Here is a 24506-nt window from a genome sequence, read left to right as displayed (position 1 = left end):
TGTTCAGGCGGTGCCGGGCCGAACCGCAGGCGCCCGACTCCGCCGCCCCGCGACGCGTCGGGCGCGAAGTATAGGCACGCCCTCGCCGCCGCGCCACGGCCAGACGCCGTCCGCGGCCGGCGCGCGGATCGCCGCCGCACGCCATTTGGTTCTCATACCGGACCTAAATCCGTTTAGGTCGCCCCGATGTTGCCGCAATCCATGCCCGCGAAACACGGGCACGCCGAAAGTAGTTACCTCCTACTGACCTAATTACAGGGAATCCGTTTGGCAGCGCCGCCGGACTTCGCTATAAGTCCTGCGGCGGCGACGGGGCCGGGCTGTCCGGCGCTCCGTGCCGCCGGCCGGAAGCCGGCAGGACGGCCGGCCCGATGCGCCAGCATCGGACAACCGGCGGCACCAAGCAAGACAGGCGCAAGACGCGCGGGAGAGGAAACGGCATGGGCGAGCGCATGCTCAGGTTCGTCACGGTCGACCAGGGGCCGCCGCCGAAGCGCGCGGCCGAGGAGCGGCGCGACGACTTCCGCGAGATCTATCGCGAGTTCGCCCGCGACAAGGCGGCGGAGCAGGCCTCGCGCTGTTCGCAGTGTGGCGTGCCGTTCTGCCAGATCCATTGCCCGGTTCACAACAACATCCCCGACTGGCTGAAGCTGACCGCCGAGGGCCGGCTGGAGGAGGCCTACGAGGTCTCCGCCGCCACCAACAGCTTCCCGGAGGTCTGCGGCCGGATCTGCCCGCAGGACCGGCTGTGCGAAGGCAACTGCGTCATCGAGCAGTCGGCCCATGGCACCGTCACCATCGGCGCGGTGGAGAAGTACATCACCGAAACCGCCTTCGCGAACGGCTGGGTCCGGCCGATCGTGCCGGCACGCGAGCGGGCGCAGTCGGTCGGCATCGTCGGCGCCGGGCCGGGCGGGCTGGCCGCCGCGGCCCGTCTGCGCGCACGCGGCTACAAGGTCACGGTCTACGACCGCTACGACCGTGCCGGCGGGCTGCTGATCTACGGCATCCCCAACTTCAAGCTGGAAAAGCAGGTGGTGGAGCGGCGCAACGCCTGGCTGGCCGACAGCGGGGTCGCGTTCCGGCTCGGCTTCGAGGTCGGCCGCGACGCCTCTCTCGCCGAACTGCGCGCGCGCCACGACGCGCTGCTGATCGCCACCGGCGTCTACAAGGCGCGCGACATCCAGGTGCCCGGCGTCGGGCTCGACAACGTGGTGCCGGCGCTGGACTTCCTGATCGCGTCCAACCGCAAGGGCCTGGGCGACGCCGTCGCCGCCTTCGACGCCGGCGCGCTGAATGCGTCCGGCAAGGCCGTCGTTGTCGTCGGCGGCGGCGACACGGCGATGGACTGCGTGCGCACCGCTGTGCGCCAGGGCGCGCGGTCGGTGACCTGCCTCTACCGCCGCAACCGGGCCAACATGCCGGGCTCGCAGCGCGAGGTGGCCAACGCCGAGGAGGAGGGCGTGGTGTTCGAGTGGCTCGCGGCGCCCGAGGCGTTCCTCGGCGACGTCGCCGGCGGCGGGCGCACCGGCGGGGTCACCGGCGTGCGCGCCCATCGCATGCGCCTCGGCGTCGCCGATTCGAGCGGCCGGCAGACGCCGGAGCCGGTGCCGGACTCCGCCTTCACCTGCGAGGCCGACCTCGCCATCACCGCGCTCGGCTTCGACCCTGAGGACATCCCCGGCATGTTCGGCGCGCCGGAGCTGCCGGTCACGCGCTGGGGCACGATCAAGGTCAACTGGTCGACGATGATGACGTCGCTGGACGGCGTGTTCGCCGCCGGCGACATCGTGCGCGGCGCCTCGCTGGTGGTGTGGGCGATCCGCGACGGCCAGGACGCCGCCGCTTCCATCCATCGCTATTTGCAGGCGAAGGCCGGCGCCGGTGCGCCGGCGGCGATCGCCGCGGAGTGACTGCCATGACCGACCGCCGCGACCCGAACGGCGCCCGTTTCGTGCCCGAGTACCTGGCCAACAGGGCCAGGCTGATGGCGGGCGGCGCCTATGACCCGGCGTTCGAGCACGACGCCTGCGGCGTCGGCCTGATCGCGGCGATCGACGGCAAGCCCAGCCGCACGGTGGTGCAGTACGGCATCGACGCGCTGAAGGCGGTGTGGCACCGCGGCGCGGTCGACGCCGACGGCAAGACCGGCGACGGCGCCGGCATCCACGTGCAGATCCCGCAGGAGTTCTTCAAGGAGCACATCCGCGGCACCGGCCACGAGCCGGGCACCGGCAAGCTGGCCGTCGGCATGGTGTTCCTGCCGCGCACCGACTATGCGGCGCAGGAGCGCTGCCGCACCATCGTCGAGAGCGAGATCATCCGCTTCGGCTACACCATCTACGGCTGGCGCCAGGTGCCGGTGAACGTCGATGTGGTCGGCGAGAAGGCCAACGCGACCCGGCCGGAGATCGAGCAGATCATGATCGCCAACAACCGCGGCGTCGACGACGAGCGGTTCGAGTGCGACCTGTTCATCATCCGCCGCCGGATCGAGAAGGCGGCGTTGCTGGAGAACATCACCGACTTTTACATCTGCGCGCTGTCGTGCCGGTCGATCATCTACAAGGGCATGTTCCTGGCCGAGGACCTGACCAACTTCTACCCGGACCTGCTCGACGAGCGGTTCGTGTCGAACTTCGCCATCTTCCACCAGCGCTTCTCGACCAACACCTTCCCGACCTGGCGGCTGGCGCAGCCGTTCCGCACCCTCGCCCACAACGGCGAGATCAACACGCTGCGCGGCAACACCAACTGGATGAAGAGCCACGAGCCGCGGATGGAATCGGCGGCGTTCGGCCCGTATATCGAGGACATCAAGCCGGTCATCCAGCTCGGCAGCTCCGATTCCGCCGCGCTGGACGCGGTCTGCGAGGTGATGATCCGTGCCGGTCGCGACCTGCCGCTGGTCAAGACCATGATGATCCCGGAGGCGTGGTCGAAGCGCCCGACCATCGGCCAGGAGCTGAAGGACCTCTACGCCTACTGCAACGCGGTGATGGAGCCGTGGGACGGCCCCGCCGCCGTCGCCGCCTATGACGGCCGCTGGGTGCTGGCCGGGATGGACCGCAACGGCCTCCGGCCGCTGCGCTACACCATCACCGACGACGGGCTGCTGATCGTCGGGTCGGAGACCGGGATGGTGCGGCTGAAGGAGTCGCACATCATCGAGAAGGGCCGCTGCGGCCCGGGCGAGATGATCGCGGTCGACCTGGTCGAGGGCCGCTTCTACGACAACGACACCCTGAAGTCGTCGCTGGCGCGCCGCGCCGACTACGGCGCCTGGGTCAGCAACATCACCTATCTCGACGACCTGGGCAGCCGCGACGCGGCGCCGGTGCCGGCCCCGACGATGGAGCGGGCGGAACTGCGTCGCCGCCAGGTCGGCTATGGCTGGTCGATGGAGGATGTCGAGCTGATCCTGCAGCCGATGGTGGAGACGGCGAAAGAGGCGGTCGGCTCGATGGGCGACGACACGCCGCTGGCGGTGCTGTCGGCCAAGTATCGCGGCCTGCACCACTTCTTCCGCCAGGACTTCAGCCAGGTCACCAACCCGCCGATCGACAGCCTGCGCGAGACCGGGGTGATGAGCCTGAAGACCCGGCTCGGCAACCTCGGCAACATCCTGATCGAGGACGCCAGTCAGTGCGACATCCTGGAGCTGGAGTCGCCGGTGCTGACCAACGCCCGCTATGCCGCCCTGCGCAACGCGCTGGGCGACGCGGCGGTGGAGATCGACTGCACCTTCGACGTGCCCGGCGAGAATGCCGGCGAGAGCCTGGCCGAGGCGATCCGCCGGATCTGTCAGCAGGCCGAGGACGCCGTGCGCGGCGGGCCGCGCCACGTCATCCTCAGCGACCGCGCGGTCGCGGCGGGCCGCGCGCCGGTGCCGATGATCCTGGCCGCCGGCGCGGTCCACACCCACCTGGTGCACCAGCAGTTGCGCACCTGGACGTCGCTGAACGTGCGCTGCGGCGAGGCGCTGGACGTGCACTATTTCGCGGTGCTGATCGGCGTCGGCGCCACCACGGTCAACGCCTATCTGGCCGAGGAGACCGTCGTCGACCGCCATGCCCGCGGTCTGTTCGGCGAAAAGGACCTCGCCGCCTGTATCGAGGACTACGCCCACGCCATCGACGCCGGGCTGCTGAAGATCATGTCGAAGATGGGCATCTCGATCGTCAGCTCCTATCGCGGCGGCTACAATTTCGAGGCGATCGGCCTGTCGCGGACGCTGGTGGCGGAGTTCTTCCCCGGCATGGTCTCGCGTATCTCCGGCATCGGCCTGGCCGGCATCCAGCACAAGACGCTGGAGGCGCACCGCCGCGCCTGGGACGAGGACGTGGTGGCGCTGCCGATCGGCGGCTTCTACCGCTATCGCCGCGGCGGCGAGGCGCACGGCTTCCACGGCCCGCTGATCCACACGCTGCAGCACGCGGTCGCCACCGACAGCTTCGCCACCTTCAAGAAGTACACCGCCGGCCTGCGCGAGCTGGAGCCGATCCACATCCGCGACCTGCTGGACTTCAAGCCCGGCCGGGTGCCGGCCTCGCTCGACGATGTCGAATCGATCACGGCGATCCGCAAGCGGCTGGTCTCGCCGGGCATCTCGCTCGGCGCGCTGAGCCCGGAGGCGCACGAGACGCTGTCGATCGCGATGAACCGCATCGGCGCGCGGTCGGACAGCGGCGAGGGCGGTGAGGACCCGGCCCGCTACAAGCCGCGGCCGAACGGCGACAACGCGTCGAGCGCGATCAAGCAGGTCGCCTCCGGCCGCTTCGGCGTCACCGCGGAATATCTGAACAACTGCCGCGAGCTGGAGATCAAGATCGCCCAGGGCGCCAAGCCGGGCGAGGGCGGGCAGCTGCCCGGCTTCAAGGTCACCGAGATGATCGCGCGGCTTCGCCACTCGACGCCGGGCGTGACCCTGATCTCGCCGCCGCCGCATCACGACATCTATTCGATCGAGGATCTGGCCCAGCTGATCTACGACCTGAAGCAGATCAACCCGGAGGCCAAGGTCTGCGTCAAGCTGGTGGCGCGGTCCGGCATCGGCACCATCGCCGCCGGCGTGGCCAAGGGCCATGCCGACGTGATCCTGATCTCCGGCCATTCCGGCGGCACCGGCGCCAGCCCGCAGACCTCGATCAAGTACGCCGGCCTGCCGTGGGAGCTGGGGCTGGCCGAGACGCACCAGGTGCTGATGCTCAACCGGCTGCGCCACCGGGTGCGGCTGCGCGTCGACGGCGGCATCAAGTCCGGCCGCGACGTCGTCATCGCCGCCATCCTCGGCGCCGAGGAATTCGGTATCGGCACCACCTCGCTGGTGGCGATGGGCTGCATCATGGTGCGGCAGTGCCACTCCAACACCTGCCCGGTCGGCGTGTGCACCCAGGACCCGCGGCTGCGCGACAAGTTCACCGGCACGCCGGAGAAGGTGGTCAACCTGTTCACCTTCCTGGCCGAGGAGGTGCGCGAGATCCTGGCCGAGCTCGGCTTCCGCTCGCTGGAGGAGATCATCGGGCGGACCGACCTGCTGCACCAGGTCAGCCGCGGCAGCGCCCATCTCGACGACCTCGACCTCAACCCGATCCTGGTCCGCGCCGACGTCGGCGACTATCCGCCGTTCTGCACCATCGAGGGCCGCAACCCGGTGCCGGAGACGCTGGACGCCCAGATGATCGAGGACGCGGAGCCGCTGTTCCGCGAGGGCGAGAAGATGCAGCTGACCTACAACGTCAGGAACACCCATCGCGCGATCGGCGCCAAGATGGCCTCGCTGATCACCCGCACCTTCGGCATGGACAGCCTGCAGCCGGGCCACGCCACCATCCGGCTGCGCGGCTCGGCCGGCCAGTCGCTCGGCGCCTGGGCGGTGCGCGGGATGAAGCTGGAGGTGTTCGGCGACGCCAACGACTACACCGGCAAGGGCCTGTCCGGCGGCACCATCGTGGTGCGGCCGATGACCTCCAGCCGGCTGGCCGGCAACCGCAACGTCATCATCGGCAACGTCGCGCTGTACGGCGCCACCGCCGGCAGGCTGTTCGCGGCCGGCCGCGCCGGCGACCGGTTCTGCGTGCGCAACTCCGGCGCGACGGCGGTGGTCGAGGGCTGCGGCTCGAACGGCTGCGAGTACATGACCGGCGGCACCGCCGTCATCCTCGGCCCGGTCGGCGACAACTTCGCCGCCGGCATGACCGGCGGCATGGCGTTCGTGCTGGACGAGGAGGACGGCTTCCACGACTGCCTCAACCCGGATTCGGTCGTCGTCCAGCGGGTGCTGGCGCCGCACTGGAACGCCGTGCTGTTCGACCTGATCCGCGAGCATGCCACCGAGACCCAGTCGGCCTATGCCGACGGCCTGCTCAACGACTGGGAGCGTTCTGCGCTGAAGTTCTGGCAGGTGGTGCCGACCGAGATCCTGCCGATGCTGCAGCATCCGCTGGCGCCGCCGGCGGGCGAGGCGGCGGAGCGGGCCTGAGCGCGGGCGGGGCGCGGCGGTGGAGGGCCCGTTCGATCCCTCCCGCCCGTGCGTGCTGTTCGACCTGGAGCTGACCGCCTGGCAAGGCTCGATGCAGGCCGGCTGGTCGCGGCCGGGCGAATGGCGCGAGGTGATCCAGATCGGCGCCGTCCGGCTCGGCCCCGGCTCGGCGCTGGCGGAGCGGGGCGCCTTCACCTGCCTGGTCCGGCCGGTGCGCAACCCGGAGCTGTCGGACTACATCGTCGCGCTGACCGGCATCAGCCGGCAGGCGATCGCGGCCGAAGGGCTGGATTTTCCGGAGGCGCTGGCCCGCTTCGACGCCTTCGCCGGCACCGACGACGCCCCGCTCTACTGCAACGGCGCCGATCACGAGATCCTGGCCGAGAATGCCGGCTGGCACGGTATTCCGCCGTCGCGCCACCAGGGCCGGATGGTGAATTTCCGCCGCCACCTCGGCACGCTGCTCGGCGTGGGTGCGGCCGATTTCCACAGCATCCAGGTGGCCGCGCTGGCCGGCGCCGGGCCGGAGCCGGCGCGAACGCACCAGGCGCTGGCCGACGTGCGCACGGTCGCCGCCGGGCTCAGGCATCTGATTGCGGACGGCCGCCTCTAGCCATCGCGACGCGAATGGCTATTCTGCCGGCCCCATGCGCACGCTGATTCACATGTGGCTGTCGCCGTCCTGCCGGGCGGTGCGGATCGCCCTGGCCGAGAAAGACCTCGACTTCGACATGAAGGTCGAGAACGTCTGGGACCGCCGGCCTTCGTTCCTGGCGCTGAACCCCGCCTGCGAGGTGCCGGTGCTGCAGGACGGCGACCGCGTCATCGCCGGCGGCTATGCGGTGTACGAGTATCTCGACGAGGTCTACCCGCAGCCGTCGCTGTACGGCGGCGACTCGATCCAGCGGGCGGAGATCCGGCGGCTGGTCGACTGGTTCGACGGCAAGTTCGCCCGCGAGGTCACCGACAACCTGGTCACCGAGAAGATCGTCAAGCGCTTCTATGGCCGCGGCCAGCCCGATTCGACGGCGGTCCGCGCCGGCCACGCCAACATCCATTACCACCTCGACTACATCGGTTACCTGACCGACCGGCGCAAATGGCTGGCCGGCGACGAGCTTTCGATGGCCGACGTGGTCGCCGCCGCCCAGATCAGCTGCATCGACTATCTGGGCGACGTGCCGTGGGGCGAGCACGACCTGACCCGCGAATGGTATGCCCGGGTCAAGTCGCGGCCCAGCTTCCGCCCGCTGCTGGCCGACCACCTGCCCGGCGCCCGGCCGCCGCAGCACTATGCCGACCTGGACTTCTAGCCGCGCTTTACCTCGCCCGGCGGCCCGCACATATTGACGCCATGGCCATTCTGAAGATCGCGCGCATGGGCCACCCGGTCCTGCGCTCTCCCGCCCGCCCGGTCGACGACCCGACCCATCCGGCGATCCGTCGCCTGGTCGAGGACATGATCGAGACGATGGAGGACGCCGACGGCGCCGGCCTGGCCGCGCCGCAGGTGCACGTGCCGCTGCGCGTGGTGATCTTCCACGTCCCGCGCGGGCGCGACGGCGACGCGACCATGCCGCTGACCGTGCTGGTCAATCCGGTGGTCGAGCCGCTGGACGACACCATGGACGACGGCTGGGAGGGCTGCCTGTCGGTGCCCGGCATGATGGGGCTGGTGCCCCGCCACCGGCGGGTGCGCTATCGCGCGGTCACGCCGGCCGGCGAGGCGATCGACCGCGTCGCCGAGGGCTTCCACGCCCGCGTGGTCCAGCACGAGTGCGACCACCTGGACGGGGTGCTCTATCCGGCGCGGATGACCGACATGAGCCGGTTCGGCTTCGTCGAGGAAATCCGGCGCGGCTTCGCCGGCGACGAGATGGTGGAGGAGGAGGCGGTCGCATGAGGGACGGCGCGATGGAGGACCGGCTGCGCCGCGACCGCGACGCGCTGGTCGAGGCGATGCTGCCGCATGTACCGTTCGACGGCTGGACGCCGGGCTGCGCGCGGCGCGCCGCCGCCGACGCCGGGCTGGAGCCGGAGGACGCCGGCCGGCTGTTCCCCGCCGGACCGATCGACATCGTCGCGCACTACTGCGACCTGGCCGACCGGCGCATGCTGGTGGCGCTGGCGGAGCGCGACCTGCCGTCGCTGCGGGTGCGCGACCGGATCGCCACCGCGGTCCGCGTGCGGCTGGAGGCCCATGCCGGCGAGCGCGTCGCGATCCGCCGGGCGATCGCCGTCACCGCGATGCCGCCGCACGCCGCGGCCGCGGCCCGGGCGCTGTACCGCACCGTCGACGCGATCTGGCGGGTGGCGGGCGACACGGCCACCGACTTCAGCTTCTACACCAAGCGCGGGCTGCTGGCCTGGGTCTACACCTCGACCCTGCTCTACTGGCTGGACGACGAGTCGGAGGGCCAGGCCGACAGCTGGGCGTTCCTCGACCGGCGCATCGGCGAGGTGCTGCAGATCCCGAAGATCCGCGGCCGGGTCGAGCGCGCCTTCCGCTTCGCGCCGAACCCGGTGCGCACCGCCCGCGCGTTCCGCCGGGGCGCCGCCCAGTTCCGCGCGCGGCGCTGAGGGCGGCGCGACCCTGCGCCGCGTTCCGCCGCCTGCGCCAGAAGGGGAAGCTGACGCCGCCATGCCCGCTCCATCCTCGATCCTGGACCTGATCGGCGACACGCCGATGCTGGAACTGACCCGGTTCGACACCGGGCCCTGCCGCCTGTTCGTCAAGCTGGAGAACCAGAACCCGGGCGGCTCGATCAAGGACCGCATCGCCCTGGCGATGATCGAGGCAGCGGAGAAGGACGGCCGCATCCGGCCGGGCGACCTGCTGATCGAGGCCACCGCCGGCAACACCGGCCTCGGCCTCGCCCTGGTCGCGGCGCAGAAGGGCTATCGCCTGACCATCGTCATGCCCGACAAGATGGCCCAGGAAAAGCAGTTCCACCTGAAGGCGCTGGGCGCCACCGTGATCACCACCCGCTCGGACGTGGAACGCGGCCATCCGGCCTATTACCAGGACATGGCCGAGCGGCTGGCCCGCGAAACGCCGGGCGCCTTCTGGGTCAACCAGTTCGCCAACCCGGCCAATCCGCTGGCGCACGAGACCACGACCGGCCCGGAGATCTGGGAGCAGATGGACCGGCAGGTCGACGCCATCGTCTGCGGCGTCGGTTCCGGCGGAACGCTGACCGGGCTCGGGCGCTATTTCGCGGGTGGCCCCGGCGCTGGAGATGGTGGTGGCGGACCCGCGCGGCTCGATCATCGCCGACATGGTCAATGTCGGCCGGCCGACCGCCGCGCTCGGCAGCTGGGTGGTGGAGGGCATCGGCGAGGACTTCGTTCCGCCGAACTGCGATCTCGCGCTGGCCAGCCAGGCGATCACCATCGGCGATGCCGAGGCGCTCGACACCGCCCGGCTGCTGCTGCGCGAGGAGGGCGTGCTGGCCGGATCGTCCAGCGGCACCCTGGTCGCCGCAGCGCTGCACTATTGCCGGTCGCAGACGGTGGCGAAGCGAGTGGTGACCTTCGTCTGCGACAGCGGCAACAAGTACCTGTCGAAGATGTTCAACGACTACTGGATGGCCGACCAGGGCTATCTCGACCGGCCGTATCACGGCGACCTGCGCGACATCATCGCGCGGCCGGCCAGCGACGGCGGGGTGGTCTCGGTCACCTCCGGCGACAGCCTGCTCACCGCCTATGGCCGCATGCGCCGGGCCGATGTCAGCCAGGTGCCGGTGATCGACGACGGCCGGCTGGTCGGCATCCTCGACGAAAGCGACATCCTGGCCGCCGCCTATGGCGACCGCGGCGCCTTTCGCGCCCCGGCCGCCTCGGCGATGTCGACGCGGCTGAAGACGCTGGCCCCGTCGGCGGCGATCGACGACCTGCTGCCGATCTTCCGCGACGGCGAGGTGGCGGTGATCCAGGCGGACGGCGTCTTCCACGGCCTGATCACGCGGATCGACCTGATCAACCACCTGCGCCGGTCGGTGGACCGCTGAGGCGCGGCCGGGCCGCCATGGCCGATCACACCCACCACCACCCGCACGGTCACGGCCATGCCGACAGCGAGCGGCGGCTGCTGATCGGCATGGCGCTGACCGGCGGCTTCATGGTGGTCGAGGCGGTCGGCGGCTGGCTGGTCGGCTCGCTGGCGCTGATCGCCGACGCCGGCCACATGCTGTCGGACTTCGGCGCGCTGGCGCTCAGCTGGGGCGCGTTCCGCATGTCGGCGCGGCGGGCCGACGCGCGGCGCACCTTCGGCTATCACAGGGCCCAGGTGCTGGCCTCGCTGGCCAACAGCCTGGCCCTGCTCGCGCTCGGCGGCTGGATCGCGGCGGAGGCGATCGGCCGCTTCAGCGCACCGGTGGAGATCCGCTCGCTGCCGATGCTGGTCGTGGCGGCGATCGGCCTGGCGGTCAACCTGGCGGTGTTCCGCGTGCTGCACGGCGGCGACCGCGACAACCTCAACATGCGCGGCGCCGCGCTGCACGTGCTCGGCGACCTGCTCGGCTCGGTCGCGGCGATCGCCGCCGCGCTGATCATCATGACCACCGGCTGGTACGGTGCCGACCCGGTGCTGTCGCTGGCGGTGGTGGTGCTGATCCTGCGCTCCGCCCTGGCGATCCTGCGCCGCTCCATCCACATCCTGCTCGAAGGCGCGCCGGACGACGTCGACACCACCGAGGTCGGCCGCCGGCTGAGCGACGCCGTGCCTGCGGTCCACGACGTCCACCATGTCCATGTCTGGTCGCTGAGCAGCGACCGTGCCATGATGACCCTGCACGCCGTGGTCGATCCCGGCGCCGATATCGACAGCACCCGCGACGAGATCCATGCCGCCGTGGCGCGTCTGTTCGGCGTCACCCACGTCACCGTCCAGTTGGAGCACAGTCGTTGCGGCGACCCGGCATGATCCGGCTTCACGGCCTGCGTTCCGCCCGCCATCGGCTTCCGTGCGGCTGAGATGAGCGAAGCGCCCATCTTCCGGCCCGCGATCTACGTCTGCGGCGTGTTCTGCTCGCAGCTGGCGGCGGCGATGCTGGTGCCCGCCGCGGTCGATGCCATCGATCGCAACCCCGACTGGCGCACCTTCACCGAGTCGGCGATCATCGTCGGCTTCCTGTCGGTGACGGCGATGCTGGCGACGCGCAGCTCGTCGCCGAAATTCACCCTGCGCTTCGCCTTCTTCGCCGTCGTGCTGATCTGGGTGGTGACCGCAATCGCCGGCGCGCTGCCGTTCTGGATGTCGGGCCGGGGCATGTCGTTCACCGATTCCGTGTTCGAATCGATGTCGGGCATCACCACCACCGGCTCGACCGTCATCATCGGCCTGGACGAGGCGCCGCGCGGCCTGTTGCTGTGGCGGTCGATGCTGCAGTGGATCGGCGGCATCGGGTTCGTCGCCATGGGCCTGTTGATGCTGCCGTTCCTGCGAGTCGGCGGCATGCAGTTCTTCCGCATCGAATCGTCGGACCGCTCCGACAAGCCGTTCCCGCGCTTCCTGCAGTTCTCGACCGCGCTGGTCATGCTCTATTTCGGGCTGACGGTCGCCTGCGGGCTCGGCTACGTGCTGGCCGGCATGCCGGTGTTCGAGGCGGTCAACCACGCCATGACAACGTTGTCGACCGGCGGCTTCTCCACCCACGACTATTCGCTCGGCCACTACCAGTCGGATGCCATCCTGTGGGTCGCGGTGCTGTTCATGGTGATCGGCTCGCTGCCGTTCACCCTGTACATCCGCGCCCTGTTCATCAGCCGCGCGACCAGTCTGACCGACCCGCAGATCGTCCTGTTCCTGGCCCTGGTCGCGGTCATCGCCGCCTCGATGGCGACCTGGCTGTCGCTGGAGACCGGCCGGCCGTTCCTCAGCGCGCTGACCCAGACCACTTTCCACGTGGTCTCGATCATCACCACCACCGGCTATGCCGCCGGCGACTACACCACCTGGGGTCACGCGGCGGTCGGCATGTTCCTGATGCTGACCATGGTCGGCGGCTGTGCCGGTTCGACCGCCGGCGGGCTGAAGTCCTATCGGCTGCTGGTGATGTTCGAGCTGCTGCGCTCCGGGCTGACCCGTCTGCTGTATCCGCACGGCGTGCTGCAGCTGCGCTACGGCGGCCGCACGCTGGAGCCGGACATCCTGCGCTCGGTCAACGTGTTCCTGACCGCCTTCCTGTTCTCGCTGGTCGCGCTGACGCTGGGCCTCGCATTCACCGGGGTCGAGTTGGTGACCGCGCTGACCGGCGCGATGACGGCGCTGGCCAATGTCGGTCCCGGCCTCGGCAGGGAGATCGGGCCGGCCGGCAACTTCGCCACGCTGAACGAGCCGGCGAAGTGGCTGCTCACCGTCGGCATGCTGCTGGGCCGGCTGGAGATCATGTCGGTGCTGGTGCTGTTCTCGCCGGCATTCTGGCGCGGCTGACCGCGCCGCGAGCGCCGGCGGTGCCGGTCTATTTCGTCAGGGCGTCGAACGTGCCGTCCCAGCCTTCCGGCGGCGGCGCTGCGATCGCCGCGGCGATCCGCCCGGCATAGAGGGCGTGCGCCCGGCCGAGGCCGAACTCGGCATAGGCAGCCTGGTCCCCGAGCTGAGCGCGCGCTTCGTCCCACCGCCGGCCGAGAAACGCAGCCTGCATCGCGGCATGGCGGCCGGCGAGGGCCGTGAAGGCCGGCGACGCGGCCACGGCCGACGGCCCGATCAGCGCGTGCAGTGCCGCCGGCTGTTGCCGGCCTTTCACGCGGACGCGGTCGAGTTCCAGCGTGGCGAAGGCGCCGGCCGCGGCGACGGTCTCGCCGCTGACCAGGATGTCGACGCCATAGGTCTTGGCCTGGCCCTCGATCCGCGCCGCCAGATTGACGCAGTCGCCGAGCGCCGAGTAGGCGAATCGCTGGGTCGAGCCCATGTTACCGACGAGGCATGGACCCGAGTGCAGGCCGATCCCGAAGCGCAAGATCGCGCCCACACCGGGTTCGCGGGCGATTTCGTAGTTCAGCGCCGCGAGCGCGTCGCGCATCGCCAATGCGGCCTCGCAGGCATTGCGGGCATGGGCCTCGTCGGTCAGCGGTGCATTCCAGAACGCCATGATCGCGTCGCCAATGTACTTGTCGATGGTGCCACCGCGCTCCAGGATCGCAGCCGACATCGGCGTGAGGAAGCGGTTGATCAACGCGGTGACCTGCTCCGGCGTGCGGCCCTCGGACAGGCTGGTGAAGTCGCGCATGTCGCAGAACATCACGGTCAGGTCGCGGGTCTCGCCGCCCAGCTTCAGGCCGGCCGGATCGGCCGCCAGCCGGTCGACCAGCGTCGGCGAGAGATAGTGGGCGAAGGCGGTGCGGACCCGGCTGCGCTCGGCCTCCGCGCGCAGATAGTCCGGTCAGCACCGCCGTCACGAACACCGCCAGGATGCCCAGTGCCGCCGTGACCGGGTCGAGCAGCAGGCCGGCCTCGGCAAAGGCCAGCCAGCTGCCGCCGAGTGCGGCCGCCAGCGCCGCCAGCGTCGCCGCGGCGCAGACGATCGGGCCGAGCCGCGGCAGCAGCAGAACTAGTCACAGGCCGAGGACGGCGATGAAGGCGAATTGGCGCCGGCGGCCCAGTCGGGTCGGTTGAGGGCGATGCCGGCAATGACCTGCTCGATCAGCTGGGCGTGCAGCTCGACCCCCGGGCCGGCCGGGTCGAGCGGGCTTGCGCGCAGGTCCGCCAGCCCGGCGGCGGTTGCGCCGATCAGCACGATGTGGCCGGCGACCAGAGTCGGATCGAAATCGCCGGCGAGCACGGCGGCGGCGGACAGGAAGCGCTCGCGCCGCGGGCCGGTGGACCACAGCCAGACCGCCGACGCCGGGTCGGTATCCACTTCGGCCGCGCCGATCTTGACGGCGGCCACGCCGCTGTCGGCGCCAAGGCTCTCGACGCCGCTTGCGCCCGCCGACTTGACCACATAGGTCCCTGCGCCCTGTGCGACGCGCAGCGCCTCGGCAGCCAGCGCGGGCACGATGCGGTCGCCCAGGCGGAACAGCAGCGGCAGGCGGCGGACGACGCCGTCGCTGTCCGGAACGGCGTTCATCGCGCCTTCGCCGCTGGCCGACGCCTGTAGCGCGCCCAGTGCGGTGACGGCTCCGGCGAAGCCGTGCAGCCGGGGCGTCGGGTCGCTGCCGGCAAAGGCGAAGGACCAGCGCTCTGGCAACGTCGCCGCCGACGGACCGCGGCCCAGCGCGAAGCCCAGCACCACCGGCACCGCGCCGATCGCCTCGGCGAAGCGCCGGTCGTGGTCCGGCAGCACGGCGGCGGCCAGGGCCGGGTGCAGCGTTTCCGGCAGCGCCTGCGCGATCTCGTCGGCCATCAGCGCCGGCGATGTGCGGTCGGGTTCGGCGAACACCATGTCGAAGACGACCGTCGCGGCGCCGGCTTGCGCCAGCGTCTCGACCAGCACAGCGAGCCGGTCGCGCGGCCACGGCCACTGGCCCTCGGCGGCCAGGCTGGCATCGTCGATCGCCACGATGCGAACCGGCGCCGCCGTGTAGGGCCGCGGTCGCAGCCGCTGGTAACCGTCGAACACCGCCAGCCGCAGGCTGGCCAGCGGCCCGGGGTCCAGGGCCTTCAACGCCAGCACCCCGACCAGTAGCGCGAGCGGGATCAGCAGGGCGGCGCGTGCGGCGCCGCGTCGGCGCCGCCCGCCTGGGTCGGCCGACGCCGGGCGCGGCATCGGCTACTCGCCGCCGTCCCCGCCGTCGCCGCCGCCATCATCGCCGCCGCCGGAATCGTCGCCGGAATCGTCGTCGCCGGAATCGTCGTCGTCATCGTCGTCGTCGTCGTCATCCTCGGCGTCGTCGTCCTCGGCGTCGAGCGCATCGTCGTCGGCGTCCGAAGGCGTGTCGGTCCCGAACCGCTCGCCGGCTTCCGCCACGAATTCGTCGGTGGTGAACCAGTCGGCCAGCGCTGCCTCGTCGTCGGGACCGAACGGGGCCTGCAGGGCTTCGACCGACTCCGTCGACTCGTCGACGATGGCCAGGAAACCCGGGCCGATGTCGGCGCCGGCGCCGCCGTTGCGCGGGGTCACCCTGACCAGTCCGTCGACGGTGCCGACGACGGTCGCGCCGTCGCGGCGCACGCTGACGATCAGGTCGGTGCCGCGGATGCCGATCGTCGCCGTCGGCGTCTCGATGCTGAGGTTGGAATCCTGGCCGACCGTGCCGGAAATGAACCGCATCGTCCCGGCGCCGAGCGCGAGCACGCCGCCGCTGGCGCCGTTCGGGTCGTAGACGAAGCGGTCGAGGGCGACGCGCGCCCCGCTGCCGAGGCTGAGCTCGGAGGCGTCGGCGAAACGCAGGCGCAGCCCGCCGCCGTCTACCGTCTCGACCAGCTGGTCGGCGAAGACGTCGTCGGCCGAGCGCAATTGGGTGCGGTCGCGGTTCGGGATCTGCCCGTAGGCATCGACCTGCACCTCGACCACGCCGCCGATCTGGGTCTGGGCCCAGGCTGCCTCCGCCGCCATTGCAAAGACGGCCGCAACGACCGCCACGCGCGCCGCATGCCTGCCGCGCCTCCCCAGTGCCGACACCACGACCGCTTCCCTCCGCCGCCCGTCGCCACCGCGAGGTGCGGTGGGCGGCGGCGACTGTAGCAGAACGCCTATTCCGCCGCTTGCGCCGTTTGCGGCTCCGGCTGCCAGCGCAGCACCGGCTTGCGGGCGGCGGCGGTCTCGTCCAGCCGGCGGCGCGGCGCCCGGCGCGGGGCCGCATGGAACGAGGCGGCGTCGCCGGCCTTCGCCCGCTCCGCCAGGCCGCGTGCCGCCTTGATGAAGCGGTCCAGCGCGGCCTTGGTCTCGGTCTCGGTCGGCTCAACCAGCAGCGCGCCGTGCACCACCAGCGGGAAGTAGATGGTCGGCGGGTGGAAGCCCTCGTCGATCAGCGCCTTGGCGAAGTCCAGCGTCGAGACGTCGGTGCCCTTCAGGAAGCTGTCGTCGAACAGCGCCTCGTGCATGCAGGGGCCCTCGAACGACGGGCTCATCACGTCCTTCAGCCGCGCCATCACGTAGTTGGCGTTGAGTACCGCATCCGCCGAGGCCTGGGCCAGCCCGTCGCGGCCGTGGCTGAGCATGTAGGCGAGCGCGCGCACGAACATGCCCATCTGGCCGTGGAATGCCTTCAGCCGGCCCAGCGGCTGCGCGTCGCCTGCGTCGCCGGCCTGCTCGACCACGTCGAAGCCGTCGGCGCCGTGGGTCACCCACGGCACCGGCGCGAATGGCGCCAGCGCGGCCGACAGCGTCACCGGGCCGGCGCCCGGCCCGCCGCCGCCGTGCGGGGTGGAGAAGGTCTTGTGCAGGTTGATGTGCATGGCGTCGATGCCGAGATCGCCCGGCCGGACCCGGCCGACGATGGCGTTGAAATTGGCGCCGTCGCAGTAGAAATAGCCGCCGACGCCATGCACCGCCTCGGCGATCTCGATGATCTCGTTCTCGAACAGCCCGCAGGTGTTCGGGTTGGTGATCATGCAGCCGGCGACGTCGTCGCCCAGCCTGGCCTTGAAGGCGGCGAGGTCGACGCGGCCGCGGGCGTCGGCCGGCACGGCGTCCACCTCGTAGCCGCAGGCGACGGCGGTCGCCGGGTTGGTGCCGTGCGCCGATTCCGGCACCAGCACGCGGCGGCGCGGGTTGCCCCGGGCCTCGTGCGCGGCGCGGATCGCCATCAGCCCGCACAGCTCGCCATGGGCGCCGGCGGCCGGCGACAGCGCCACCGCCGGCATGCCGGTCAGCGTCTTCAGCCAGTGGGCGAGCTGGTCGATCAGCTCGAGCGCGCCCTGCACGGTGGAGACCGGCTGCAGCGGGTGCAGGTCGGCGAAGCCCGGCAGGCGGGCCACCCGCTCGTTCAGCCGCGGATTGTGCTTCATGGTGCACGAGCCGAGCGGGAAGAAGCCGGTGTCGATGCCGAAATTCCACTGGCTGAGGCGGGTGTAGTGGCGCACCACCTGCGGTTCCGACAGGCCGGGCAGGCCGACCGGCCCCTGGCGGCCGAGGCCGCCGAGCCGGTCGCCGGCGAGCGCCGGCTCGGGCCAGTCGACCGCGGTGCGGCCGGGCGCGTCCTGCTCGAAGATCAGCGGCTCGTCCTGGCGCAGGCCGTCGTGGCCGCTGAAGGTGGCGGGCAGCGGCGGTTCGCCTGGCGCGTCGTCCCTGGTCGTGCGGCCCTGGGAGCGGTCCATCACAGCACCTCCTTCAGCGCCGCGGCATAGGCGGCGATGTCCTCGTCGGCATTGGTCTCGGTGGCGGCGACCAGCAGCAGATCGGCCAGGTCGTCGCGGCCCGGCAGCAGGCGCGACACCGGCACGCCGCCGATCACGCCCTTGGCCGCCAGGTCCTCGACCACGGCGGCGGCGGGACGCGGCAGCGACACCGTGAACTCGTTGAAGAAGCTGTCGTTCAGCACCGCGACGCCGGGCACCGCCGCCAGCGCCTCGGCCAGGCGCATGGCGACGGCGTGGTTGGTCAGCGCCAGCCGGCGCAACCCGTCCTCGCCCAGCAGCGACATGTGGATGGTGAAGGCCAGCGCGCACAGCCCGGCATTGGTGCAGATGTTCGACGTCGCCTTCTCGCGGCGGATGTGCTGCTCGCGGGTCGACAGCGTCAGCACGAAGCCGCGGCGGCCGTCGGCGTCGACGGTCTGGCCGCACAGGCGGCCGGGCATGTGGCGGACGTATTTGTCGCGCGTGGCGAACAGGCCGACATAGGGCCCGCCGAAATTGAGCCCGTTGCCGATCGACTGGCCCTCGGCGACGACGATGTCGGCGCCCATCGCGCCGGGCGCCGTGACTGCGCCCAGCGACAGCGCCTCGGTGACCACGGCGACCAGCAGCGCGCCCTTGGCGTGGCAGGCCTCGGCCAGGGCGGCGAGGTCGTGCAGCCGCCCGAACAGGTCCGGCGTCTGCACCACCACGCAAGAGGTGGCGTCGTCGATCCGCGCCGCCAGGTCCTCGCTGCCGCGCGGGTCGGCGGCGACCGGGTCGAGCGCGAAGCCGTCGAAGCGGGCATAGGTCTCGACGATGGCGCGATAGTGCGGATGCAGGCCGCCGCTGAGCACCGCCTTGCCACGGCGGGTGACGCGGTTGGCCATCATCACCGCCTCGGCGCAGGCGGTCGAGCCGTCGTACATCGAGGCGTTGGCCACATCCATCGCGGTCAGCAGCGCGACCTGGCTCTGGAACTCGAACAGGTACTGCAGCGTGCCCTGGGCGATTTCCGGCTGGTAGGGCGTATAGGCGGTCAGGAACTCGCCGCGCTGGATCAGGTAGTCCACGGTCGCCGGCACATGGTGGCGATAGGCGCCGGCGCCGACGAAGAACGGTCCGGCCCCGGCGGCGCGGTTCTTTGCCGCCAGCCGCGACAGGTGGCGCTCGACCGCCAGCTCGGACTGGTGGTCGGGCAGGTCGAGCGGGGCCTTGAGCCGGCCGGCCCGGGGCACGTCGCGGAACAGTGCGTCGACATCGGCGACGCCGATCGCGGCCAGCATCTCGGCCCGGTCGGCATCGGTCAGCGGCAGGTAGCGCATCATTCGCCGTCCGCGACGAAGGCGTCGTAGGCGGCGCGGTCCATCAGCGCGTCGGCCTGCGCCGGCGCGCTCGGCGCGAGTTTCACGAACCAGCCGCCGGCCTCGGCGGATTCGTTGACCAGGCCCGGGTTGTCGGCGAGCGCGTCGTTGACCGCGACGACCTTGCCGTCGATCGGGGCATAGACCTCGCTGGCGGCCTTGACCGACTCGACCACCGCGAGCTCGTCGCCCTGGGCGACGACCTTGCCGACGTCCGGCAGCTCGACGAACACCACGTCGCCCAGTTGCTCCTGGGCGTGGCCGCTGATGCCGACGGTGGCGACGCCGTCGGCGATGGAAACCCACTCGTGATCCTTGGTGAAGCGCATGGCGCGATGCTCCTAGCCTCTGAAATAGCGATGGGGCGTGAACGGAAGGGCGACGACGGCGGCCGGCTGCGGCTTGTCGCGCACGACAAGCTCGACCGCGGTACCGGGTACGGCGTGGGCGGCGGCGACATAGCCCATGGCGACCGGTCCGCCGACCGTGGGGCCGAAGCCGCCGCTGGTGACCTCGCCGATGGCCGGCCCGCCGGGCAGGCGGATCTCGGTGTGCGCGCGGGCCGGCGCGCGGCCCTCCGGCTTGATGCCGACCCGCTTGCGCGGCGGGCCGTCGCGCAGCTGGGCCTGGATCACCGGGGCGCCGGGGAAGCCGCCCTCGGCACGGCGGCGCTTGGTGATCGCCCACACCAGGTCGGCCTCGACCGGCGTGGTGGTCTCGTCGATGTCTGAGCCGTGCAGGCACAGTCCCGCCTCGAGCCGCAGCGAATCGCGCGCGCCGAGGCCGGCCAGCCCGGCCTCGTCCTGCGACAGCAGCGCCTCGCAGAAGGCGACGGCCGTCGCGGCGGGCACCGAGATCTCGAAGCCGTCCTCGCCGGTATAGCCGCTGCGTGTGGCCAGGCAGGGGACGCCGGCGATGTCGACCGCCCGGAACGACATGAAGGTCATCGCCTCGATCCCGGGCGCCAGCCGTGCCAGCACGCTTGCCGCCTTCGGCCCCTGCAGCGCGACCAGGGCGCGGTCGTCGTGCATGGTGGCGCTGCCGACGCCGGCCAGCGCCTGCTGCAGGATGGCGAGATCGGCATGCTTGTTGGCGGCGTTGACCACCGCAAAGAAGCCGGCGTCGCGCCGGGTGATCATCAGGTCGTCGCGGATGCCGCCCTGTGCGTTGGTGAGCAGGGCATAGCGGGTGCGCCCGTCGGCCAGCGCCTGCAGGTCGGCGGTCATCACCCGCTCCAGCGCGGCGATCAGCGCGCCGCTGTCGGGCCCGGCGATGCTGACCTGGCCCATGTGCGAGACATCGAACAGCCCCGCGCTCTCGCGTACCTGGGCGTGTTCCCTGATGATCCCGCCGGCATATTGGATCGGCATCGCATAGCCGGCGAACGGCCCGATGCGGGCGCCGTGGGCGACGTGCAGATCGTGGAGCGGTGTGCGGTTCAGCGCATCGTCGGCCATCGGGTCCTCGCGTGGTCGAACAACGCACCGGGATGGTGCGTCGTCCCCGCTCTGTCCCGAAGACCTGAGAGATTGCCCCGTCGTGCGGCCGGCGGACCGGCCATCGCGTCGGGGTTACCCCGTCGGTGGAGCCGTAACCGGCCCGCTTTCCAGAGTCGCCTCAGCTTGCGGTCCTGGTGCCTGAGAGTTTCCCGGGTGGTTGCTCCTTCGGCGCCGGCCTCGCACGGGGATCCCGCACGGACCGGACTCTCCCGCAAGCCTCATCGGCTGCTGCGACGACCGTAGCCGAGCCGATGGCAAAGTCAATCGGCACGTGCCGCGCCGCGCTGGCGGTGCTGCGCCGGTATGAACCTGGCGCTGCGTTGCCGCGACCCAACGGTGGGGACGGCAACGCAAGGAGCCTGACAATGAGCAGACTGCTGACTTCCCTGGCCCTGGGCGCTGCGGCGCTGGCGGCCTCCGCGGCGGCGCACGCGGAAACGATCGTGCTGCGCGACATCACCACGCCGATCGTGCCGACCCAGGTCCTGGCCGGCGACCGCGAATTCGGCGGCAACGGCCCGCGCATGACCGTCGGCGTCGAGCTGAGCATCGGCCGCGGCGGGCGGGCGATCTTCGCCAACGTCCATTTCACCGCGACCGAGATGGGCGGCGACGGCAGCCGCACCGCGATCGACCCGGCGCCGATCCTGGTCTGGCGATTCGAGGACGACAGCTGCCGGCGGACGGTGGTGGCGATCGAGAGCCAGAGCTTCTCGCTGCTCAGCCACGACAGCGCGCCCGGCTGCGGCCCGTTCGGCTGCGGCCTGATCGCCGGGCCGGGCCAGTCGATCGAGGACGGCGGCCTGGTGCTGCCTGTCGTACCGCAGAATCCTGGCCCGGTCGCGACCGTCACCCTGCTGGGCGACACCACCGGCGACGACATCTCGACCGACTCCAACCCGAGTGGCGACACCTCGATCCGCGCGATCCGGTTCAACCCGATCGACGTCAGCTTCGCGCCGGGTCTCGGCTGCGGCTGAGGGGGCGACCCGGCCCGGGCGGGCCGCGCGGACCCGGCCTCGTGCCGGCCGCGCGGCCTGTCGGCCTATTCCCAGACCGTCAGGCGGTCGGCGGCTGGCACGAAGGACGCGGCATATTGCCTGGCCCGCGCCTCCAGCAGCCGCCGGCGGCCGTCGCGACCGCGGGTGGAGAGCACCGTGCAGACGCCGACCCGCCGCCGCCAACCCTTCGCGAACGCCTCGGTCGCGGCATCGCTGGCCGCGATCTCGGCCGGGACCGCATGGAAGTCGCGGCGCCGCGTCGGCCACAGCCGCGCATGCCGCACCAGGATCCGGCGCGGATTGCGCAGCGGGTCGAGCAGTTCGGCCAAGGCGTCGACGAAGGCCGCCTCGTCGTGGCGGGTACCGCCGTCGACCCGGCAGATCCGGCGCCGGCCGTCGGCGCCGACGACGACCGCGAGCCGTTCGCGCGGCGTGTGCAGGACGCCGGCAGCGGCCAGGCCGTCGAGCACGGCCTCGCCGATCTGGCGCAGGTGCCGGCCCGGCGAGCCGGCGGTGACCAGGCGGCCGATGCGCCGGCCGTTCCAGGCGATGCCGCCGGCGACGCAGACCAGTCCGAACAGTACCGCGTTGGTCTCGCCGACGATGTCGGCGACGTCCGGCGTGAACTGGACCACGTAGAGCAGCCATAGCAGCAGCGGCGCGAACAGCGCGGCGATCCCCTGGTTCCAGACCAGGCGCGGGCCGGTCGGCGGCCGCGTGCGCAGCGCCTCGGCCGGCCGCTGCATCCGCATCGCGCCGCCGACCGACTGGCGCCAGGCCGCGGCGATCGCCGGCCGGTCGGCCGCGCGGGCGAGCATCAGCCGGTTGACCCTGGCCACCGCCGCCGCATCCCACACGGTCTCGTCGATGCCGAGCCTGGCGATGCCGTTGCTGACCGCGAACGGCGGGGCGTGGCCGACGGCGGAGAACACCTTGAAGCGCTGCGCGATCGTCTGCGCATCGCGGCCCAGCCTGGAGGGCGCGGCGGCCAGCACGCCCTCGGCCTCGATCTCCTCGTGCGGGGTCTCGAAGCGGTCCCAGGCGCTGTCGGCGGTCCGCGCCAGGAGCAGGTCGGGCGGGATGATCGTCGCCAGATGCCAGATCGCGGCGGTCTTGTCGGGATTGCCCGGCTGGCGGCGGATCGCACGGCCGCGCATCTGGTTCGACAGCATGGAGCTGCGGACCGAGGTCGCCAGCACCAGGCTGTTGATCGACGGCGCGTCCCAGCCCTCGCCGAGCAGCGCGGCGGTGCCGACCAGGCAGCGCAGCGTGCCGGCCTCGAGCAGCCGGGTCATCGTCGCCAGCCGCGCGCCGCGGCGCCCGTCCTCGACCTCGACGCTCAGCCAGTCGGGCAGGGCGGGCAGCGGACGCAGCGCGATCTCGTCCGGGCGCATGCCGGCCCGCGCCGCCGCGGCCAGGACGGCGTCCGCGACCGCGGCACGGACCACGACCAGGCTGCCGGTGACCAGCGCCGTCTCGACCTTGTCGGTCAGCTCGGTCGCGATCATGCGGCGCAGGATCGGACCGGCGCCGATTCCGTCCGCGCTCTCGGCGTCCGGCCGGCGCAGCGCGTCGGCGCGGATCGAGTCGGTCAGTACGACCATGCGCAGCGCCGGGCCCAGCGCGTCATACTCCTCGTGCGCGATCTCGACCGTCGCCTCGATGCGGGCGGTGCTGCGGGTCAGCGCGCGCGCCAGCGGCTCGTCCCTGTTCAGCCGCACCTTGCGCCGCGACAGCCCGCCGATGGCGCGCAGATCCGCCGCCAGCGCCTTGTCGAGGCCGTCGGGCAGCGGCACGCCGAGGTCGCCGTCGAGCACCGCCTGCAGCAACGCCGTCAGGTTGCGCGGCGCGGGCGGCGGCACCGCGGCGGCATCGGCGCCGAGCAGGTCGGCGACGCCCGGCGGCACCGCCTGTCCGTTCGCCTGTGCGGCAATCGCGAGTGCACCCAGCAGTTCCGGCCGGCTCAGGGCGTCGTCCGCGACATCCTTCGCGGCGGAGAGCCACGGGTGGCCGGCGACCGCGGCGGCCAGCTCCGGCCGGGTCGCCCAGCGTTCGACCAGGGCCTGGCTTTCGCGGGCAAAGGTCTCGAAAGCGCCGATCTCGACCGGCTTCGGGAAGCTGAACCAGACGAAGTCCTGGTGCGGGCACAGGTCGCCCTGGCGAACCAGCTCCGGGATCGAGATCTCGGCGTCGATCGGCCCGCAGACCGCCTCGTAGCGCTCCCACTCGGCCGCGTCGACGTCGTAGGGCGGCGTCGCGGTCAGGCTGACGATGTGGAAGTCCTTGCGCGTCTTGCGCAGGTGGCGGACCAGCACCTGCAGGCTGTCCCACCAGGCCTTGCGCAGGTGATGCGCCTCGTCCAGCACCAGCGTGGCGACGCCTGCCCGGCTCAGCGCCCGCAGCAGCCCGCCGTCCACCGGTCCATCGCCGGCGCCGTCATCGCCGGCTTCCTCCGGTGCGGTCGCGAGTTCGCCGTCGTCTTCGTCCTCGGTCTCGTCAGCCTCTGCCGCCTCGTCCGTCTCCGCGACGGCGACGCCGGACAGGGCGGCGTGAACGGACTGGTAGGTGGACGAGGTCAGCCAGCCCGGCGCGGCGAGGTCGTGACCGACGCCGGCGAGCCAGTCTTCCCGCTCCGACCGGAACATGCCGGCCAGCCGCTGCAGCCACTGGTCGCGGATTGCCAGCGACGGCGACAGCACCAGCGCCGGCCGCTCAAGCCGGCGCACCACCTCCAGCCCGATCAGGGTCTTGCCGGCACCGGGCGCGGCGACCACGTGCAGCCGGCGGTCGTCCATGTGGCCGGCCAGCTCGTCGATCAGCCGTTGCTGGTAGCCGCGCCAGATGCCGCGGAAGCCGAATTCGGGGATCGCCGGCTTCGCCTTGTCCCCGTTCGCGGAGATGTCCGCGCCGTCGCTGTCGGCCGCGGTCTCGGTCAACGAC

17 protein-coding genes, 1 pseudogene and 2 riboswitches are annotated in these 24506 nt (G+C 71.7%); of the genes and pseudogenes, 10 read left to right on the top strand and 8 right to left on the bottom strand.

The window, feature by feature from the left end; genetic code table 11:
* The first annotated feature begins 440 nt into the window (after positions 1 to 440).
* The 9 genes and pseudogenes from R3F55_08165 (at position 441) to R3F55_08125 (ending at position 12917) form a co-directional block, all read left to right on the top strand.
* Positions 441 to 1913 (top strand): NAD(P)-dependent oxidoreductase, encoded by a 1473-nt coding sequence (locus R3F55_08165; GenBank protein ID MEZ5667393.1) that lies wholly within the window; start codon positions 441 to 443, stop codon positions 1911 to 1913.
* Positions 1914 to 1918: 5 nt separating this feature from the next.
* Complete coding sequence (gene gltB / locus R3F55_08160) at positions 1919 to 6481, top strand: glutamate synthase large subunit (protein MEZ5667392.1); 4563 nt, start codon at positions 1919 to 1921, stop codon at positions 6479 to 6481.
* A 19-nt stretch (positions 6482 to 6500) separates the two neighbouring features.
* Entirely contained in the window at positions 6501 to 7094 is a 594-nt protein-coding gene (locus R3F55_08155) for an exonuclease domain-containing protein (protein MEZ5667391.1), read from the top strand.
* Positions 7095 to 7128: 34 nt separating this feature from the next.
* On the top strand, positions 7129 to 7794 hold the full coding sequence (locus R3F55_08150) for a glutathione S-transferase family protein (protein MEZ5667390.1): 666 nt from the start codon (positions 7129 to 7131) through the stop codon (positions 7792 to 7794).
* Positions 7795 to 7835: 41 nt separating this feature from the next.
* Entirely contained in the window at positions 7836 to 8384 is a 549-nt protein-coding gene (gene def, locus R3F55_08145) for a peptide deformylase (protein ID MEZ5667389.1), read from the top strand.
* Positions 8381 to 9061 (top strand): COQ9 family protein, encoded by a 681-nt coding sequence (locus R3F55_08140; protein MEZ5667388.1) that lies wholly within the window; start codon positions 8381 to 8383, stop codon positions 9059 to 9061. Before def ends, R3F55_08140 begins: the two co-directional genes overlap by 4 nt.
* A gap of 61 nt (positions 9062 to 9122) precedes the next feature.
* A pseudogene (locus R3F55_08135) lies at positions 9123 to 10494 on the top strand (cystathionine beta-synthase).
* Positions 10495 to 10511: 17 nt separating this feature from the next.
* Positions 10512 to 11408, top strand: coding sequence for a cation diffusion facilitator family transporter (locus tag R3F55_08130; GenBank protein MEZ5667387.1), 897 nt, complete (start codon positions 10512 to 10514; stop codon positions 11406 to 11408).
* Positions 11409 to 11459: 51 nt separating this feature from the next.
* A complete protein-coding gene (locus R3F55_08125; GenBank protein ID MEZ5667386.1) occupies positions 11460 to 12917 on the top strand; it encodes a TrkH family potassium uptake protein in 1458 nt (485 codons plus the stop codon).
* A gap of 28 nt (positions 12918 to 12945) precedes the next feature.
* Here R3F55_08125 and R3F55_08120 read toward each other — a convergent pair whose 3' ends face one another.
* From R3F55_08120 to gcvT, 7 genes are all read right to left on the bottom strand, one after another.
* Positions 12946 to 13725, bottom strand: coding sequence for an adenylate/guanylate cyclase domain-containing protein (locus tag R3F55_08120; GenBank protein MEZ5667385.1), 780 nt, complete (start codon positions 13723 to 13725; stop codon positions 12946 to 12948).
* Positions 13726 to 14034: 309 nt separating this feature from the next.
* Entirely contained in the window at positions 14035 to 15192 is a 1158-nt protein-coding gene (locus R3F55_08115; GenBank protein MEZ5667384.1) for a CHASE2 domain-containing protein, read from the bottom strand.
* 3 nt (positions 15193 to 15195) lie between these two features.
* Positions 15196 to 15981, bottom strand: a complete 786-nt coding sequence (locus R3F55_08110; protein ID MEZ5667383.1) for a FecR domain-containing protein — start codon at positions 15979 to 15981, stop codon at positions 15196 to 15198.
* A 137-nt stretch (positions 15982 to 16118) separates the two neighbouring features.
* Positions 16119 to 17684, bottom strand: coding sequence for an aminomethyl-transferring glycine dehydrogenase subunit GcvPB (gcvPB, locus tag R3F55_08105; GenBank protein ID MEZ5667382.1), 1566 nt, complete (start codon positions 17682 to 17684; stop codon positions 16119 to 16121).
* Positions 17684 to 19027 (bottom strand): aminomethyl-transferring glycine dehydrogenase subunit GcvPA, encoded by a 1344-nt coding sequence (gcvPA, locus tag R3F55_08100; protein ID MEZ5667381.1) that lies wholly within the window; start codon positions 19025 to 19027, stop codon positions 17684 to 17686. Before gcvPA ends, gcvPB begins: the two co-directional genes overlap by 1 nt.
* Positions 19027 to 19395, bottom strand: coding sequence for a glycine cleavage system protein GcvH (gcvH, locus tag R3F55_08095; GenBank protein MEZ5667380.1), 369 nt, complete (start codon positions 19393 to 19395; stop codon positions 19027 to 19029). Before gcvH ends, gcvPA begins: the two co-directional genes overlap by 1 nt.
* 12 nt (positions 19396 to 19407) lie before the next feature.
* The gene (gene gcvT / locus R3F55_08090) at positions 19408 to 20523 is read right to left on the bottom strand and encodes a glycine cleavage system aminomethyltransferase GcvT (protein ID MEZ5667379.1); all 1116 of its coding nucleotides are present in this window, start codon (positions 20521 to 20523) and stop codon (positions 19408 to 19410) included.
* Positions 20524 to 20572: 49 nt separating this feature from the next.
* Positions 20573 to 20678: riboswitch (glycine riboswitch) on the bottom strand.
* Positions 20679 to 20681: 3 nt separating this feature from the next.
* Positions 20682 to 20787: riboswitch (glycine riboswitch) on the bottom strand.
* 143 nt (positions 20788 to 20930) lie between these two features.
* On the opposite strand from gcvT, the gene R3F55_08085 reads away from it, so the two are divergent.
* Positions 20931 to 21545, top strand: coding sequence for a hypothetical protein (locus R3F55_08085; protein ID MEZ5667378.1), 615 nt, complete (start codon positions 20931 to 20933; stop codon positions 21543 to 21545).
* 65 nt (positions 21546 to 21610) lie between these two features.
* On the opposite strand, the gene R3F55_08080 is transcribed toward R3F55_08085, so the two are convergent.
* A complete protein-coding gene (locus R3F55_08080; protein ID MEZ5667377.1) occupies positions 21611 to 24502 on the bottom strand; it encodes a DEAD/DEAH box helicase family protein in 2892 nt (963 codons plus the stop codon).
* Positions 24503 to 24506 lie beyond the last annotated feature (4 nt).

Source organism: Alphaproteobacteria bacterium, from assembly GCA_041396705.1.
Taxonomy (GTDB): Bacteria; Pseudomonadota; Alphaproteobacteria; order CALKHQ01; family CALKHQ01; genus CALKHQ01.
This window is presented reverse-complemented; position numbering and strand designations above follow the sequence as displayed.